The organism is Aquabacterium sp., from assembly GCF_004297345.1.
Lineage (GTDB): Bacteria > Pseudomonadota > Gammaproteobacteria > Burkholderiales > Burkholderiaceae_C > Aquabacterium.
Genome location: NZ_SCTN01000404.1, coordinates 1 through 15,371 on the forward strand (window position 1 = coordinate 1; position 15,371 = coordinate 15,371).

At 62.5% G+C, this 15,371-nt stretch carries 13 protein-coding genes and 1 riboswitch; of the genes, 6 read left to right on the forward strand and 7 right to left on the reverse strand.

Annotation, left to right across the window (positions count from 1 at the left end; all coding sequences use genetic code 11):
* The 4 genes from EPO09_RS15645 to EPO09_RS15660 all read right to left on the reverse strand — a co-directional run.
* Nucleotides 1–742: enoyl-CoA hydratase/isomerase family protein (locus EPO09_RS15645; protein ID WP_290644258.1), on the reverse strand; the 742-nt coding region annotated here is incomplete at its 3' end.
* Nucleotides 743–753: 11 nt separating this feature from the next.
* Complete coding sequence (locus EPO09_RS15650; protein ID WP_290644259.1) at nt 754–2,376, reverse strand: carboxyl transferase domain-containing protein; 1,623 nt, start codon at nt 2,374–2,376, stop codon at nt 754–756.
* A 14-nt stretch (nt 2,377–2,390) separates the two neighbouring features.
* Complete coding sequence (locus EPO09_RS15655) at nt 2,391–3,086, reverse strand: TetR/AcrR family transcriptional regulator (RefSeq protein WP_290644260.1); 696 nt, start codon at nt 3,084–3,086, stop codon at nt 2,391–2,393.
* A 133-nt stretch (nt 3,087–3,219) separates the two neighbouring features.
* Entirely contained in the window at nt 3,220–4,008 is a 789-nt protein-coding gene (locus tag EPO09_RS15660; RefSeq protein ID WP_290644261.1) for an SDR family NAD(P)-dependent oxidoreductase, read from the reverse strand.
* A gap of 69 nt (nt 4,009–4,077) precedes the next feature.
* On the opposite strand from EPO09_RS15660, the gene EPO09_RS15665 reads away from it, so the two are divergent.
* The 4 genes from EPO09_RS15665 (at nt 4,078) to EPO09_RS15680 (ending at nt 9,789) form a co-directional block, all read left to right on the forward strand.
* The gene (locus EPO09_RS15665) at nt 4,078–4,545 is read left to right on the forward strand and encodes a thioesterase family protein (protein ID WP_290644262.1); all 468 of its coding nucleotides are present in this window, start codon (nt 4,078–4,080) and stop codon (nt 4,543–4,545) included.
* Between the two features lie 198 nt (nt 4,546–4,743).
* Nucleotides 4,744–6,312: a methyl-accepting chemotaxis protein gene (locus EPO09_RS15670; RefSeq protein WP_290644263.1), complete on the forward strand. Its 1,569-nt coding sequence runs from the start codon at nt 4,744–4,746 to the stop codon at nt 6,310–6,312.
* A gap of 174 nt (nt 6,313–6,486) precedes the next feature.
* Nucleotides 6,487–8,358, forward strand: coding sequence for a DNA helicase RecQ (gene recQ, locus EPO09_RS15675; protein WP_290644270.1), 1,872 nt, complete (start codon nt 6,487–6,489; stop codon nt 8,356–8,358).
* 345 nt (nt 8,359–8,703) lie between these two features.
* A complete protein-coding gene (locus EPO09_RS15680; protein ID WP_290644264.1) occupies nt 8,704–9,789 on the forward strand; it encodes a porin in 1,086 nt (361 codons plus the stop codon).
* 125 nt (nt 9,790–9,914) lie between these two features.
* On the opposite strand, the gene metW is transcribed toward EPO09_RS15680, so the two are convergent.
* Together metW and EPO09_RS15690 are read right to left on the reverse strand one after the other, a co-directional pair.
* Nucleotides 9,915–10,505 carry a methionine biosynthesis protein MetW gene (gene metW / locus EPO09_RS15685; RefSeq protein ID WP_290644265.1) on the reverse strand — a complete coding sequence of 197 codons (591 nt, stop codon included), beginning with the start codon at nt 10,503–10,505 and terminating at the stop codon, nt 9,915–9,917.
* A gap of 11 nt (nt 10,506–10,516) precedes the next feature.
* Nucleotides 10,517–11,728: a homoserine O-acetyltransferase gene (locus EPO09_RS15690; RefSeq protein WP_290644266.1), complete on the reverse strand. Its 1,212-nt coding sequence runs from the start codon at nt 11,726–11,728 to the stop codon at nt 10,517–10,519.
* A gap of 52 nt (nt 11,729–11,780) precedes the next feature.
* Nucleotides 11,781–11,855: riboswitch (SAM riboswitch) on the reverse strand.
* A gap of 152 nt (nt 11,856–12,007) precedes the next feature.
* Between EPO09_RS15690 and EPO09_RS15695 the strand changes: the two genes are divergently transcribed.
* The gene (locus EPO09_RS15695) at nt 12,008–13,672 is read left to right on the forward strand and encodes an FMN-binding glutamate synthase family protein (protein ID WP_290644267.1); all 1,665 of its coding nucleotides are present in this window, start codon (nt 12,008–12,010) and stop codon (nt 13,670–13,672) included.
* A gap of 26 nt (nt 13,673–13,698) precedes the next feature.
* Here the strand turns inward: EPO09_RS15695 and EPO09_RS15700 are convergent, their stop codons facing one another.
* Nucleotides 13,699–14,319 (reverse strand): glutathione S-transferase, encoded by a 621-nt coding sequence (locus tag EPO09_RS15700; protein ID WP_290644268.1) that lies wholly within the window; start codon nt 14,317–14,319, stop codon nt 13,699–13,701.
* Between the two features lie 143 nt (nt 14,320–14,462).
* Between EPO09_RS15700 and EPO09_RS15705 the strand changes: the two genes are divergently transcribed.
* On the forward strand, nt 14,463–15,371 hold a 909-nt coding region (locus EPO09_RS15705; protein ID WP_290644269.1), incomplete at its 3' end, for a DUF898 family protein.

Here is a 15,371-nt window from a genome sequence, read left to right on the forward strand (position 1 = left end):
GATGAAGGCCGCGAAGGCCTGCATCGCTGGCGCGGATGTCGGCGATACGGCGTGCGGTCATGTCGCGCAAGGTCTCGTTCAGGGCTTGGCCCGCCACGTCCTTGACCAGTTGCTTGCAGGCTCGCACGGCGGCCGGGCCGTTGTGGGTGATGCTGTGCACCACTTGCTGTGTGGTTTCATGCAGGTCATCGGTTGCGCACACTTCATGCACCAGGCCCAGTGCCTGTGCCCTTGCCGCGGTGAAACGCTCGGCCGTCACGAAGTAGCGGCGTGCCGCGCGTTCGCCAATCGCCTTGATGACATACGGGCTGATGGTCGCGGGGCTCAAACCCAGCTTGGCCTCAGACAGACAGAAGCCCGCCTGCTCGGCCGCCACAACCACATCACAGCAGGCCACCAGGCCCACGCCGCCGCCATAACAGTCACCTTGCACCTTGGCGATCACGGGCACGGGGCTGCTGGCAATGGTCCACAGCATCTGCGCCAGTCGGCCGCCATCGGCATGGTTCTTGGCCCAGGTGTAGTCGGCCATGGCGCGCATCCAGTTCAAGTCGGCGCCGGCGCAGAAGGCCTTGCCATGCGCGCCCAGTACGATGGCGCGCAAAGCCTTGTCCGTGGCCAGCTCTGAAAACGTGTGCGTCAGCTCGGCAATGGTCTCGGCATCAAATGCGTTGCGCAATTCGGGGCGGTTCAGGTACACGTGGCACACGTGCCCTTCATGCTGGATATCCAGTCGGGACATGCTCGCGCTCCTTACATGCGGAACACGCCGTAGCGTGTGTCGCCAATCGGTGCGTTGAGGCTGGCACTCAAGGCCAGGGCCAGCACGCGGCGTGTGTCAGTGGGGCGGATCACGCCGTCATCCCACAGACGGGCAGAAGCGTAGTAGGGGTGGCCCTGGGCCTCGTACTGCTCGCGGATCGGTGCCTTGAAGGCTTCCTCGTCGTCGGCGCTCCAGGCGGCTTCGCCTTTCAATCCGGTTTTCAACTCGATGCCATCGCGCTTGACCGTGGCCAGCACACTCGCAGCCTGCTCGCCGCCCATCACGCTGATGCGCGCGTTCGGCCACATCCACAGGAAGCGCGGGTTGTACGCCCGGCCACACATGCCGTAGTTGCCCGCCCCGAACGAGCCGCCGATGATCACGGTGAACTTGGGCACCTGCGCGCACGACACAGCCGTCACCATCTTGGCGCCGGCGCGCGCAATGCCTTCGTTCTCGTACTTGCGGCCCACCATGAAGCCGGTGATGTTCTGCAGGAACACGAGCGGGATCTTGCGCTGGCAGCACAGCTCGATGAAGTGCGCGCCCTTGTTGGCGCTTTCCGAGAACAGGATGCCGTTGTTGGCGATGATGCCCACGGGCATGCCTTCGATGTGGGCAAAGCCTGTGACCAGCGTGCTGCCGTAGCGGGGCTTGAATTCGTCGAACTCGGAGTTGTCCACGATGCGGGCGATCACCTCGCGCACATCGAAGGGCTTGCGCGTGTCCGTGGGGATGATGCCGTTGAGTTCGCTCTCGTCAAATCGAGGCGCACGGGGCTCCTGCAGCGTGATCTCGGGCGTCTTGCGCCAGTTCAGCCGCGCCACGCACTGGCGGGCCAGGGCCAGCGCATGGGCATCGTCGCGCGCCAGGTGATCAGCCACGCCAGACAGGCGCGTGTGCACATCGCCGCCTCCCAGGTCTTCCACGCTCACCACTTCGCCCGTGGCGGCCTTCACCAGTGGCGGGCCGCCCAGGAAGATGGTGCCCTGGTTCTGCACAATGATGGTCTCGTCACTCATGGCGGGCACATAGGCGCCGCCAGCCGTACACGAGCCCATCACCACGGCAATCTGCGGGATACCGACCGCGCTCATATTGGCCTGGTTGTAGAAGATGCGGCCGAAGTGGTCGCGGTCCGGGAAGACCTCGTCCTGATTGGGCAGGTTGGCGCCGCCCGAGTCCACCAGGTAAATGCAGGGCAGGCGGTTCTGTGCGGCGATCTCCTGCGCACGCAGGTGCTTCTTGACCGACAGCGGGTAGTAGGTGCCACCTTTGACCGTGGCGTCGTTGCACACGATCATGCACTCCACGCCGGATACCCGCCCGACACCCGCGATCACGCCAGCCGAAGGCGCGGCGTTGTCATACACATTGAGGGCGGCGAGCGGTGCTACTTCCAGGAAGGGTGAGCCGGCATCCAGCAGTTGCTCCACACGGTCGCGCGGCAGCAGCTTGCCGCGTGCCAGGTGCTTGGCGCGAGGTGCTTCGCCACCGCCCAGGGCGATGCGGGCGAGTTGCTGCTCCAGATCGTCCACCAGGGCTTGCATGGCCTGGGCGCTGGCCTTGAAGGCTTCGGAGCGCGGATTGAGTTGGGTCTCGATGACGGGCATGGTCGGTGTGGGCCTCAGGTTTTGGGCTGGACATGGCGCAGCGCTTCGCTCACCTCATCCTTGAAGCGGCTCAAGGCCGCCAGCGAGGTATCTTTGGGCATCAGCGCGCTCCAGATCAGTTCGGTCAGTTGCTCGGCCGTGGTGTCAATGCGGGGGCGTTTCATCGTGGTGATGGCGTCCCACAGCACGTGCTCCATCGAGCCGTAAACCAGATCGCGCAGCAGGCGCAGCGGCATGTCGGCGCGGATCTGGCCTTGCGCCTGGGCTTCGGCCAGGCAGTCCATCAGCGGCGCGGTGTAGCGGCGTTTACAGTCGGTGATGACCTGCGCCAGTTCAGGCTCGGCGGCGCGGCCTTCGCTCAGCACGAGCGCACACATGCCCGAGCCATCGGCCAGCAGCGTCACCAGGTGGGCACGCACCACATGGCTGAGCTTGGCATGCACACCATGCAGGTGCGGCACATCGCGCTCCAGTTCGCTGCTGATCTCGTCGTACCAATCCTTGATCACCTGGATGCACAGCTCGCGCTTGCCGGGAAAGTAGGTGAACACCGTGGCCTCGGAGACGCCGGCGGCTTGCGCAATCTGGGCGGTGGTGGTGCGCTGGTAGCCGTGCTCGGAGAAAACGCGTCGAGCGGCACTCAGCAGCGTCTGGATGCGCTCCTGGGATTTGGCTCGACGAGGCGTGGTGCGTTGCAGGCTGGTGGGCACGATCAAAATTGAGTGACACTCAAGAATGGCGAGATCATGCCATGTGATGTTCAATTTGTGTGCATTGGCCTTTTAAGGGTAAACGCGGTGTTGTGACGCATTGCGCGTAGCGCCTGCGCCTCTTGAGTTGTACTCAGGTTGTTGAGAGTCTCAAACCGCCGTCCAGCCGGATCACCTCGCCATTGAGGTAGTCGTTCTCCACAATATGGCGCACCAGCGCGGCGTATTCCCGGGGGTGTCCCAGTCTGGTCGGGCAGGGCACGCTGGCCGCGAGGGCTGCTTGCCGCTCTTCTGGCAGGCCCGCCACGAGCGGGGTGTCGAAAGCGCCGGGCGCAATCGCCATCACCCGGATGCGGTCGCGCGCCAGATCGCGCGCCGCAGGCAGGGTCATGGCCGCGATACCGCCCTTGGACGCTGCGTAGGCAACCTGTCCCATCTGCCCGTCAAAAGCGGCAATCGATGCCGTGTTGATGATCACGCCCCGGCTGGCATCGCCGCAATCGCCTGAGCGGGGTGGTGAGGCCATCATCACGGACACAGCCAGGCGCATCATGTTGAAGCTGCCCATGAGGTTGACCTGCATGACGCGCTGGAAGGTCGACAGCTGATGAGGGCCCTCACGCCCGTGCAGGCATTCCTCGAATGCCACGCCGGCAGCATTCACCAGCACATCGAGCCTGCCGAAGCGATCCTGTGCCATGTAGACGGCGGCAGAGCCTTGCGTGTCATCGCTGACATCGGTGTCCATCCAGTGCCATCGTTCCTGATGCGGATCAAGCTGGTGCAAGGGGTGATCGGGCGGTGGGGTACATCGGTCCGCCAGCAAGACGCGGGCGCCGGTCTCCCAGGCCATCTGGCTGGTGGCCGCGCCCAAGCCGGAGCAGCCTCCCGTGATCAGGAAAACGCAGGGTGCGATCTTCATGGCGGGCCCCTTGGATGTGGCGTACATGCAGGATGGCATCATTGCGCCAATCTGAATCACAAGCAAGCCATGACCAGCACCTCTGTGACCGATCTCAAATGGGATCTCCCCAACCCCCATGTCTTGAACGTGTCCGTGCAGGATCAGCACATCGACCTCATGCGGCACACGAACAACGTGGTCTACCTGCAATGGCTGGAGGACGTGGCCTGGGCGCATTCGATGGCGCTGGGCCTGGGGCCGGCTGAGTACGAGGCGCTGGGCCACGGCATGGTGGTGCGCCAGCATGAGATGAACTACATCCAGGCCACGCGCCTGGGCGAGCGGCTGGTGCTGGGCACCTGGTTGACCCAGGCCGACAAACTCACCATGCGCCGTCAGTACCAGTTCATTCGCCTGGACGATGGCGTCACAGTGTTCCGCGGGCATTCTCAGTTTGTCTGTGTGGACATTGCTCAGGGCAAGGTGCGCAGAATGCCGCCGGCTTTTTTGTCGGCCTACACCGCAGCGGTCGTCGCCGTACCGGATTCGGATTGAGATGCCGCTTTCCGGGCTTGGCAATATTGAAGGCGTTTCAGGCAATTAAGGCTCAAGTCAGTCGCGCTTTGCCCCGATAAGCCCCTTACTTCAGCCGGAGAAGCATTCATTCTGGGCGCCTATTGGAAGGGCGAACCCAGGCCCGGCAATCGCTGGGGGGCTGGCGAGCCAACAGCCCGCAACGACCAGGGAGTCGTGATGAACTTCTCGAATTTGAAGATTGGCACGCGTGTGGCGGTGCTGGGTGGTGCCATGAGTGTGGCTCTGCTGGTGGTTGGCGCCACGGGATGGTGGGCGCTCAAGGCCGATGAGGTCCAGTTCGAGGCCTGTGCACAGAAAGCGCAGAAGTTCGAGGTGGCTATTGACCTGGCACGCAGTGCCCAGGTGTCTTTCAAGATCCAGATTCAGGAGTGGAAAAACACGCTCCTGCGAGGTGGTGACAAGGCTGCCTTTGACAAATACAGCGCGGCTTTCGCCAAGGAGGGCGATACCGTGCAGGCTCGATTGCAAGAGTTGAAGACCGTGATGGAGGACATGAGCCTGTCCACATCCGACATCGCTCAAGCCCAGGTGGCCTTGTCCGAACTCAAGACCAAGTACCAGGATGCCTTGACGCACTACGATCAGGCTGAGCCCGACAAGAGTGCCCATCAGGTTGATCATCTGGTTAAAGGCATGGACAGGCCGCCCACCAAGAAAATTGATGAAATCGTGGCCAGCGTGCTGCAATCCGCCAAAACCATCCAGGCGCAAGCCGTTGATCAGGCCAAAGCCCGGATGCACACAGCCGTGTTGACCATGCTGGGGGTCGTCGTGCTGGCGCTGTGCGCAGGCGCTTCGGTCGCCTGGCTGATCCTGCGCAGCATCACCGACCCGCTGGCGCAAGCCGTATCAGCCGCCACGGAGGTGGCCAATGGCAACCTGCGTGTGAGCATTCATACCGATGGGCAGGACGAAGTCAGTCAACTGCGTGCCGCCATGGGCAAGATGAACGACAGCTTGCTGCGCGTGGTCAGCCAGGTCCGCGAGTCCGCCGACATGGTGTCACACGCCTCAGGCGAGATCGCGTCGGGCAACATGGACCTGTCTGCTCGTACCGAGGCGCAGGCTTCCAATCTGCAGCAGACCGTGGCCACCATCAGCCAGTTGTCAACCGGGGTTCAGCACAGTGCCGATCATGCCGTTCAGGCGCAGGATCTGGCGTCGCGGGCCAGCGACGTGGCCGAGCGCGGCGGTGCCGTGGTCAGCGATGTCGTCCAGACCATGAATGACATCAACACCAGTTCACGCAAGATCTCCGAGATCATCGGTGTGATCGACGGCATTGCCTTCCAGACCAATATCCTGGCGCTCAATGCCGCTGTCGAGGCCGCACGTGCCGGCGAACAGGGCAGGGGCTTTGCCGTGGTCGCATCTGAGGTGCGCGCCCTGGCACAGCGCAGCGCCAATGCCGCCCGAGAAATCAAATCGCTGATCAATGCCAGCGTGGAATGCGTCGATCGGGGTAGCAACCTGGTGGGTGAGGCCGGCTCGACGATTGCCGAGGCCGTCCAGGCCGTCAAACAAGTGCGCGACGTGATCTCTGAGATCTCGGTGGCCGCACGCGAGCAGGCCGAGGGTATCAGCCAGGTCAGCCAGTCCATCGGCGCCATGGACACGACCATGCAGCAAAACGCCGCCCTGGTCGAGCAGGCCGCCGCAGCCGCATCCTCTTTGCAGCAACAGGCGCAGGCGCTGCAGGGATCGGTCAGCTTCTTTCGGGCTTGATGGCCCTGAGGTCGACGCTTTCGGGTTGCCGGGCGTTCTTGCGGGCGCCCTCTGATTGGGGGCTGCCGCAGATACGCGCGAGAAGCACGCCGTCAGCGGCGACAATAGCGGCCATGTGCCACGCATTCCGCTGGCACAGCCATCCGTCGCCCTGTTCGCCCCAACGTGTCTGTACTGTCCAGCGCGGCCTCTGACCAGGCTGCCTCGTCCACTGAACCCTTGACCATCCTGCAGGACGTCTTCGGCTACGCTGCCTTCCGTGGGCAGCAGCAGGCCATCGTGGACCACGTCACGGCCGGCAACGACGCCCTGGTGCTGATGCCCACGGGCGGCGGCAAGAGCCTGTGCTATCAGATCCCGGCGATCGCGCGCCATCGCGCTGGCAAGGGCGTGACGGTGGTCGTGTCGCCGCTGATTGCCTTGATGCACGACCAGGTCGGCGCGCTGGAAGAAGTTGGCGTGCACGCGGCCTTCCTCAACAGCTCGCTCAGCCAGGAAGACACCCAGCGCATCGAGCGCGAGATGATGGCCGGCCGCATGGTGATGCTGTACGCCGCGCCCGAGCGCGTCACCAACCTGCGCTTCCAGGCGCAACTGGCCAGCCTGCATGAGCGCGGACTGCTCAGCCTGTTTGCCATTGACGAGGCGCACTGCGTCAGCCAATGGGGGCACGATTTCCGCGAAGACTACCTGCAGCTCAGCATGCTGCACGAGCGCTTCCCCGACGTGCCTCGCCTGGCCCTGACTGCCACCGCCGACGACCAGACCCGTGCCGACATGATCGAGCGCCTGCAACTGCAGGACGCCCGTGTCTTCATCAGCAGCTTCGACCGGCCCAACATCCGCTACGCCCTGGTCGAAAAAGACAACCCTCGCCAGCAGTTGCTGCGCTTCATCCGCGACGAGCACGATGGCGACGCCGGCATCGTTTATTGTCAGAGCCGCAAGAAGGTGGAAGAAACGGCCGCCTGGCTCAACGAGCAAGGCATCAGCGCCTTGCCGTATCACGCCGGGCTGGATTCCGCCGTGCGCCAGAAGCACCAGGATCGCTTTTTGCGTGAAGACGGCCTGGTCATGGTCGCCACGATCGCTTTCGGCATGGGCATCGACAAACCCGATGTGCGCTTCGTGGCCCACCTGGATCTGCCCAAGAACATCGAGGCCTACTACCAAGAGACGGGCCGTGCCGGGCGCGATGGCGGCGATGCCGATGCCTGGCTGACTTATGGCCTGGCCGACGTGGTCAACCAGCGCCGCATGATCGACGAAAGCCCGGCCCACGACGACTTCAAGCGCGTGCAGCGCGGCAAGCTGGATGCCTTGCTGGCGCTGGCCGAAGCCCATGACTGCCGCCGTGTGCGCCTGCTGGCCTACTTCGGCGAAGAAAGCCAGCCCTGCGGTAATTGCGATAACTGTTTGCATCCTCCCGCCACATGGGACGGCACCGAGGCCGCGCGCAAGATGCTCAGTTGCATCTACCGCTTCTGGCAGCACGGGCGCCAGCGCTTCGGCGCCGGGCACCTGATTGATGTCTTGCGCGGCAAGCAGACAGACAAGGTGCAGCAGTACGGACACCACAGCCTCAGTACCTTTGGCGTGGGTGCGGACCTGTCAGAAAACCAGTGGCGCGCCGTGTTGCGCCAGCTGGTGGCCCTGGGGCATGTGGTGGCGGAAGGGGAGTTCAACACCCTCACGCTGACGGACAGCGCCCGGGCCGTGCTCAAGGGCGAGGTCAATCTCACCTTGCGCGAGGCCGTCGAGGCCCCGCGCCGCGGTCGTGCCACCAAGTCCGGCGGCAAGGCCTCCTCGGCGCCGGCTGATCTGATTGGCGACGCTCTGTCGCGCTACAACGAGCTCAAGGCCTGGCGTGCCGGCGTGGCCAGTGAGCACAACCTGCCTGCCTATGTGGTGTTCCACGACGCCACCCTGGCCGACATGGCGCGCATCTCGCCGCAATCCTTGGGGGAGCTGGGCAGCATCAGTGGCGTGGGCGCGAAAAAGCTCGAAGCCTATGGTGAGCAGCTTCTGGCTGTGCTCCAGCCCTGATTGAGTGTGAATATGCCCCATATCGGGGAATTTTTCCGAAAAAACGAACGATCGCGCCAATGGATGCCCTCAGTTTGTGCATCAGGCTATTCCTTTGCCTGGGCAATGAAAATGGACGCGAATCCGCGTAATTTGGAGGGGAAATGTCCTAAAATCCAATAAATACATAGGATTTTGTTGTGACTTGGCGACGAAATGGCCTGAAAAACAGCTCTGCAAGCTGTCACGATTCTTGCTTAAGGATCCCCGGCGGGCTTTCCGTCCCACAATGAACTTCGTGGTTGGGGCTGTTTTGGGCACCCTCCCTGTTCAGATTTTTGTTCATCTCATTGCTAGGAGAACTTGATGTTTGCAAAGAAAAACCTGGTTGCTGTTGCCGCCTTGCTGGCCGTTGCTGGCGCTGCCAACGCTGACGTGAAGCTGTACGGTTACGTTGAAATGGACGCCGGCTCCTACGAGCTGGCCCACGCCAAGGGCACACCTAGCCGCGTGACCAAGGTGCAAAGCGGCGACATGATGACCAGCTTCATCGGTTTCGCCGGCTCGGAAGATCTGGGTGGCGGTCTGAAGGCTGAATTCACGCTGGAATCCTTCTTGGCTGCCGATACTGGCTCGACTCTTGCCAACAACCATGGTGGTTTCTGGGGGCGTGGCTCGAACGTCGCGTTGAGCGGCGGTTTCGGTAAGGTCGCCCTGGGCCAGTACGACAACCCCTTGTTCACCGCCGGCTATACCTACAACCCGTTCGGTAGCTCGATGACCTTCTCGCCCACGATGCGTCATCTGAGCTATATCGGTCAAACGCAAAGCGCTGCTGGTTCGACCGGTGTCGGTTTTGATACTGGCTGGATCAACTCCATCACTTATGAATCGCCTGTGGTCGGCGGCTTCCAGGGTATTGCCCAGTACGCTCCCAAGGAAACGACCGTGGCTGGCACCAAGAACAGCTACGCCGCGGCTGGTTCGTACAATGCTGGTCCTTTCAGCGCCATGCTGACTTATGTTAACGCCGGCAAGTCGACTTCGACCGCATGGACGGGTGAAGAAAAGGTCTGGAACGCTGGTGCCAGCTATGACTTCGGCGTGGTGAAGGCCTTTGCCCAGTACACCGACATCAACGAGAAGGACTCGGTGGCTGTTGTTGTGAGCCCATCTGTGACCAATGGTGCTGTAGCCGCCAACAAGTCCAAGATCTACCAACTGGGCGTGACCGTGCCTGTGACCGACAAGGCCAATGTGATGGCTTCGTACGGCGAATCCAAGAACAAGGTCACCGCCACGGGTGACAAGTACAAGGACCGCATCCTGTCGATCGGTTACGACTACGCCCTGTCCAAGCGCACCAGCGTGTTTGGCGCTTTCATGAACAACGATGCTACCGACAAGGATTCTGGCCAATCGTTCGCCGTAGGCATCAAGCACAACTTCTGATCGAATCCCTTCGATTTGAAGCATCCATGAAAAACGCCCCGCGAGGGGCGTTTTTCTTTTGGTGGCCAGCTTGGTAGCGGGCCTGTGTGGCACTTGCCCGCAGCAGGCTCAGCCGTACTGTCGGTTCAACCGCGTTCGAACTTGAAGACGGCCGTGCTGGCCAACAGGTTGGGCCAGTTGTTGACCACGCCGCCCTGGCTGTTCAAGCCAAACGAGGCCAGCGTACGCAGGCCATTCTTGCGAGCCAGCACTTCAAAGTCGGCAAACGTGGCTACGCGGATATTGGGCGTGTCGTACCACTGATAGGGCAGGGCTTTGGTCACGGGCATGCGGCCACGCAGCACGCTCAGGCGGTGCGCCCAGTGCGCAAAATTGGGGAAGCTCACCAGGCCCAGGCGGCCAATGCGCGCTGTTTCGCGCAGCATGGCCTCCGTATTGCGCAAGTGCTGAAGCGTATCGAGCTGCAGCACCACATCGAAGCTGTTGTCCTCGAACAGGCTCAAGCCCTCTTCCAGATTGCGCTGGATGACGTTGACGCCGCGGCGTACGCATTCCAGCACCTTGGCGTCGTCCAGTTCCACGCCGTAGCCGGTGCATTGACGATGGTCGCGTAGATAGGCCAGCAAAGAGCCATCTCCACACCCCAGGTCCAGCACGCGGGAGCCGGTGGGGATCAGGTCGGCAATGATCTGATGGATGGCGCGGTCGTTGCTCATCAAGGTCTCCATCACACAGCCACGTTCAAAGGCTGGCCATCGCGTGTGCTGAGGGCGCCGGATCGGTTGCGCAACTCCAGCGCAATGCGATCGAAGTAGGCGCGAACCACGTCGTGGTAGCGAGGGTCATCGAGCAGGAAGGCATCGTGGCCGTGCGGCGCATCGATTTCGGCATAGCTCACGTCATGGCGGTTGTCGACCAGGGCCTTGACGATCTCGCGCGAGCGCGCCGGCGAAAAGCGCCAGTCTGTCGTGAAGCTGATGACCAGGAACTTGGCCAGCGCCTTGGCCATGGCCGCAGCCAGTTTGCCGCCGTGAGTGCGGGCCGGGTCGAAGTAGTCAAGCGCCCGCGTGATCAGCAGGTAGGTGTTGGCATCGAAGTAGTCGCTGAACTTGTCGCCCTGGTAGCGCAGGTAGCTCTCGACCTGGAACTCGATGTCCTGGGTGCTGTAGGCGGGCTCGTCGCCGATGGCGCGGCCGACCATTTCACGGCCGAACTTCTCGTCCATCACGTCGTCAGACAGATAGGTGATGTGGCCGATCATGCGGGCCACACGCAGACCACGACGAGGCACGACGCCATGCTCGTAAAAATGGCCGTTGTGGAAATCCGGATCGGTCACGATGGCGCGACGGGCCACTTCATTGAACGCAATGTTCTGGGCCGACAGATTCGGTGCCGTGGCTACCGCTACGCAGTGGCGTACGCGCTCGGGGTATTGCAGCGTCCAGCTCAGGGCCTGCATGCCACCCAGGCTGCCGCCCAGCACGGCGGCCAGTTGGTTGATGCCCAGGCGATCCAGCACGCGAGCTTGCGCGTTGACCCAGTCCTCCACCGTGACCACGGGGAAGTCGGCGCCATAGAGCTTGCCGGTTGCTGGGTTGGTGTGCATCGGTCCGGTCGAGCCAAAGCATGAGCCCGGGTTGTTGATGCCGATGACGAAGAATTTGTCCGTGTCCAGCGGTTTGCCGGGGCCGATCATGTTGTCCCACCAGCCCTGACTCTTGGGCAAGGGGTTGCCGTTTTCGTCGGCGTGCAGCCCGGCCACGTGGTGCGAGGCATTCAGTGCATGGCACACCAGCACTGCGTTGCTGCGGTCTTCATTCAGGCGGCCGTAGGTCTCGTAGACCAGGGTGTAGTCGCGCAGCACCGCGCCGCTTTGTAGCGACAAGGGTGTGCCGAAGTGCATGGATGCGGGGGTGACGACCCCAAGATTGGACATGACGCGTGCAGCTTGATCAGACAACAAAAAACCGGCCTCGCATGAAAGCAGGGGCCGGTTAGCAGCGCCCTCTTTAGCGGAATTTCTTGAGCGCCCGCAATCCGGACAAATCGGCGCTATAGGTATCAGTGTAGCGCCATTTCATGATGCTTGGCACGTGGTGATATTTCACAATCTGGCGGCAAATCGCCGTCTTGTGCGCTCGACCGCTGGTGCGCGCTTCACCGTAGCATGGTGCGAGGGCGCATTTGCATCACGCCCGATCCATAAGGAGGCCTCATGCCCAGGTGGCTGATTCGACTCAACAAGTACGTGCCCATCCGCTATGGCGCGTGGGTCTTTGCGGTACTTCTGACGCTGGCCGGTTCCTGGCAGTGGCAGGGTTTTCAGCATCGATACGGCTTGTGGCTGGCCGTGTTGGGGGGCTTGCTGACCTTCCTGGGCATCAATGACATGCGCCAGACCAGCCGGTCGGTGCTGCGCAACTATCCGGTGATCGGGCATCTGCGTTATCTGCTGGAGTTCATCCGGCCCGAGCTGCGGCAGTACTTCATCGAAAGCGACAACGAGGCGGCGCCATTCTCGCGTCAGCAGCGTTCCCTCGTGTACCAGCGCGCCAAGGGCGAGTCAGACAAACGGCCATTCGGCACCCAGCGTGATGTAGGGGCGACCGGCTACGAGTGGATCAGCCATTCCATGGTGCCCACCGAGATTGTCAGCGAGGATTTCCGCGTGACGATCGGCGCTGGCGGCTCGTCTTGCACGCAGCCCTACAGTGCCAGCGTGTTCAATATCTCGGCGATGAGTTTTGGTGCCTTGAGTGCCAATGCGGTGCTGGCCCTGAATGCCGGGGCGAAGAAGGGGCGTTTCGCGCATGACACGGGCGAGGGCTCGATCAGTCGCTATCACCGCGAGCCCGGTGGCGATCTGATCTGGGAGATCGGATCAGGCTACTTTGGCTGCCGCAATGAAGAGGGCAAGTTCGACGAGACCAGGTTCGTGACCAATGCGCGTGAGCCGCAGGTCAAGATGATCGAGCTCAAGCTGAGCCAGGGCGCCAAACCAGGGCACGGCGGCGTGCTGCCAGGCCCGAAGGTGACGCCCGAAATCGCCGAAACGCGCGGCGTGCCCATGGGCCAGGATTGTGTCTCGCCGGCCAGCCATTCGGCGTTTTCATCTCCCATTGAAATGATGCGCTTCATCGAGCGCCTGCGTCAGCTATCGGGTGGCAAGCCCGTGGGCTTCAAGTTCTGTGTGGGGCATGTCTGGGAGTGGTTCGCCATGGCCAAGGCCATGCGCGAGACCGGCATCTGGCCGGACTTCATCGTGGTCGATGGTGCCGAGGGCGGTACCGGTGCGGCGCCGCTGGAGTTCACGGATCACGTTGGGGCGCCTTTGCAGGAGGGCTTGCTGCTGGTCCATAACACCCTGGTGGGGCTGGGTGAGCGCCATCGCGTCAAGATCGGCTGTGCCGGCAAGGTGATCAGTGCCTTCGATATCGCCCGCATGATGGCCTTGGGTGCCGATTGGTGCAATTCAGCGCGCGGCTTCATGTTCGCGCTGGGCTGCATCCAGGCTCAAACCTGTCACACGGGCGAGTGCCCCACGGGGGTGACATCGCAGGATCCAGGGCGGCAGCGCGCGCTGGTCGTGCCGGACAAGGCCGAGCGGGTCTACCGCTTCCATCACAACACCCTGCATGCCTTGCAGGAGTTGGTGCAGGCAGCCGGCTTGCATCATCCCAACGACATCACGGCTGACCACATCTTGCGGCGGGTGTCGGGTTTTGAGGTGGGGCGCCTGGCCAACTTGCTGCCCTACATGAAGCCGGGCGAGCTGCTGGCAGCGGAGCGGGGCGAGGCGCCGTGGCGCCAGCCTGGCTTCGAGCAGTACTGGCGCCGTGCGCGTGCCGATTCGTTCGAGCCAGCAGACGGCGTGCATTGAACGAAGCCCGGATCAGCCTCGGTTGATCAGGCCTTGGGTGGGGCCGTATCGATGAAGCTCTGGCGCTGCATCAGCTTTTCATGCAACTTGCCCAGATTGGGGTAGTCGTCACGCCAATCGATCTCCGGGAAGCGGAAATCCAGATACCCCAACGCACAGCCCACGGCGATATCGGCCAGGCTGTGGTGTGTACCGGTGCACCAGGGGCGGTCACCCAGGCCCTGGCTCATCGCTTTCAGGCTGGCCTTGACCTTGTCAATCTGGCGATCGATCCAGGCCTGGCTGCGTTGCGCTTCGGTACGGCCCGCCCAGGTTTGCTCCATGCGCGCCAGGATGGCGGCGTCCAGCAGGCCATCGGCCAGCGCTTCCCAGGTGCGCACTTCCACCCGCTCGCGGCCGCTCAAAGGGATGAGCTTGCCGACAGGAGACAGGGTGTCCACGTATTCCACGATGACGCGCGAGTCGAAAATGGCCTCGCCGCCTTCCATGACCAGGCAGGGCACTTTGCCCAGCGGGTTGGATTCCATGATCGTCGTGTCAGCCGACCAGACGTCCTCAATGTCGAACTTGTAGTCGAGTTTCTTCTCGGCCAGCACGACCCGTACTTTGCGGACAAAGGGGCTGGTCAGGGATCCGATCAGTTTCATTCTGTGTTTGATGTGTGTTTGGGATCATTTTAGCCATCGACGGCGGCTTGACGCACACGTAAGCCTTCTGGTGGCTCTACCCACCCAATCAGGGGGAGGTCCGGGTCATCCAGCGGTTCTAAATCGTTACATTTGATGCTGAAATGAACAATTCCGGCGTTCGCTCAGCAGTACGCGTCATCCGGCTGGACGAGTTCGTTCCCAAACAGCCCGTCATGCTCCCTGAGTGTGCGGTGGACGAACTCGAGCCTGAATGGTCGAGCCTGCCTCCTCTTGCCTGGCCTGATCCGATCGGGTCGGTTCGGCAGCGCCTGCCTGTTTTGCCTGAAACAGTGGGTGACGATGGCCCGGAGACGGCCCCATCCAGCACGGCTTTCGAGGTGTCCGATGCGGCTGCCGTGGTACCCGGGAAGATGCCGCGCCTGCCAAACGGGGTGGTGACGTCATGGCCCTTGCGTTTTCAAGGTGAGCCCATTGGCTATGCCCGTTTGTGGCTGCGCAATCTGCTGTTGATCTTGCTCACGGCCGGTTTGTACCTGCCCTGGGCGCGCGTGCGCAGCCAGCGCTATCTGATGCGCCATACCCGGGTGGCCGGCCATGTGCTCGATTATCACGAGCCTCCCGCCAATCTGTTGCCGCGCTATGCCCTGAGCATGGCGTTGCTGCTGGGCGTGAGCGGTGCGTGGGCCGGCGGCTCCGCATTGGCTGGCATGCTGGCCTTGTCGCTGGCCCTGGCTGTCTGGCCCTTGCTGGTGTTCATGAGCTTGACGCACCGCATGGCGCATCTGAGTTGGGCCCATCGGCGTGTGGCCTTCGATGGCGCCTGCCAGCAGGTTTACCGCGCCATGTGGGCACCTTTGTTTGGCGGCGGTGTGGTGGCGTGGTTGTTGATGGCCGCCATCGCTGTGCGCCATCCCGGAAATTGGATCGCGTGGGGTGGGGCGCTGGCTTTGTGGCTGCTGGCCATGCCGGCCTTTGTGTGGACCTGGTATGTGTTCCGCCAGCGGCATCTGCGCCTGGGGCCTTTGCATCTGCTGTGGAAGGCGACCAAG

What these genes read in the sequence shown, in the direction of transcription:
- EPO09_RS15650 (WP_290644259.1), bottom strand. Translation starts at nt 2,376, where the DNA reads ATGCCCGTCATCGAGACCCAACTCAATCCGCGCTCCGAAGCCTTCAAG.
- EPO09_RS15660 (WP_290644261.1), bottom strand. Translation starts at nt 4,008, where the DNA reads ATGAAGATCGCACCCTGCGTTTTCCTGATCACGGGAGGCTGCTCCGGC.
- EPO09_RS15665 (WP_290644262.1), top strand. Translation starts at nt 4,078, where the DNA reads ATGACCAGCACCTCTGTGACCGATCTCAAATGGGATCTCCCCAACCCC.
- EPO09_RS15670 (WP_290644263.1), top strand. Translation starts at nt 4,744, where the DNA reads ATGAACTTCTCGAATTTGAAGATTGGCACGCGTGTGGCGGTGCTGGGT.
- EPO09_RS15680 (WP_290644264.1), top strand. Translation starts at nt 8,704, where the DNA reads ATGTTTGCAAAGAAAAACCTGGTTGCTGTTGCCGCCTTGCTGGCCGTT.
- metW (WP_290644265.1), bottom strand. Translation starts at nt 10,505, where the DNA reads ATGAGCAACGACCGCGCCATCCATCAGATCATTGCCGACCTGATCCCC.
- EPO09_RS15690 (WP_290644266.1), bottom strand. Translation starts at nt 11,728, where the DNA reads ATGTCCAATCTTGGGGTCGTCACCCCCGCATCCATGCACTTCGGCACA.
- EPO09_RS15695 (WP_290644267.1), top strand. Translation starts at nt 12,008, where the DNA reads ATGCCCAGGTGGCTGATTCGACTCAACAAGTACGTGCCCATCCGCTAT.
- EPO09_RS15700 (WP_290644268.1), bottom strand. Translation starts at nt 14,319, where the DNA reads ATGAAACTGATCGGATCCCTGACCAGCCCCTTTGTCCGCAAAGTACGG.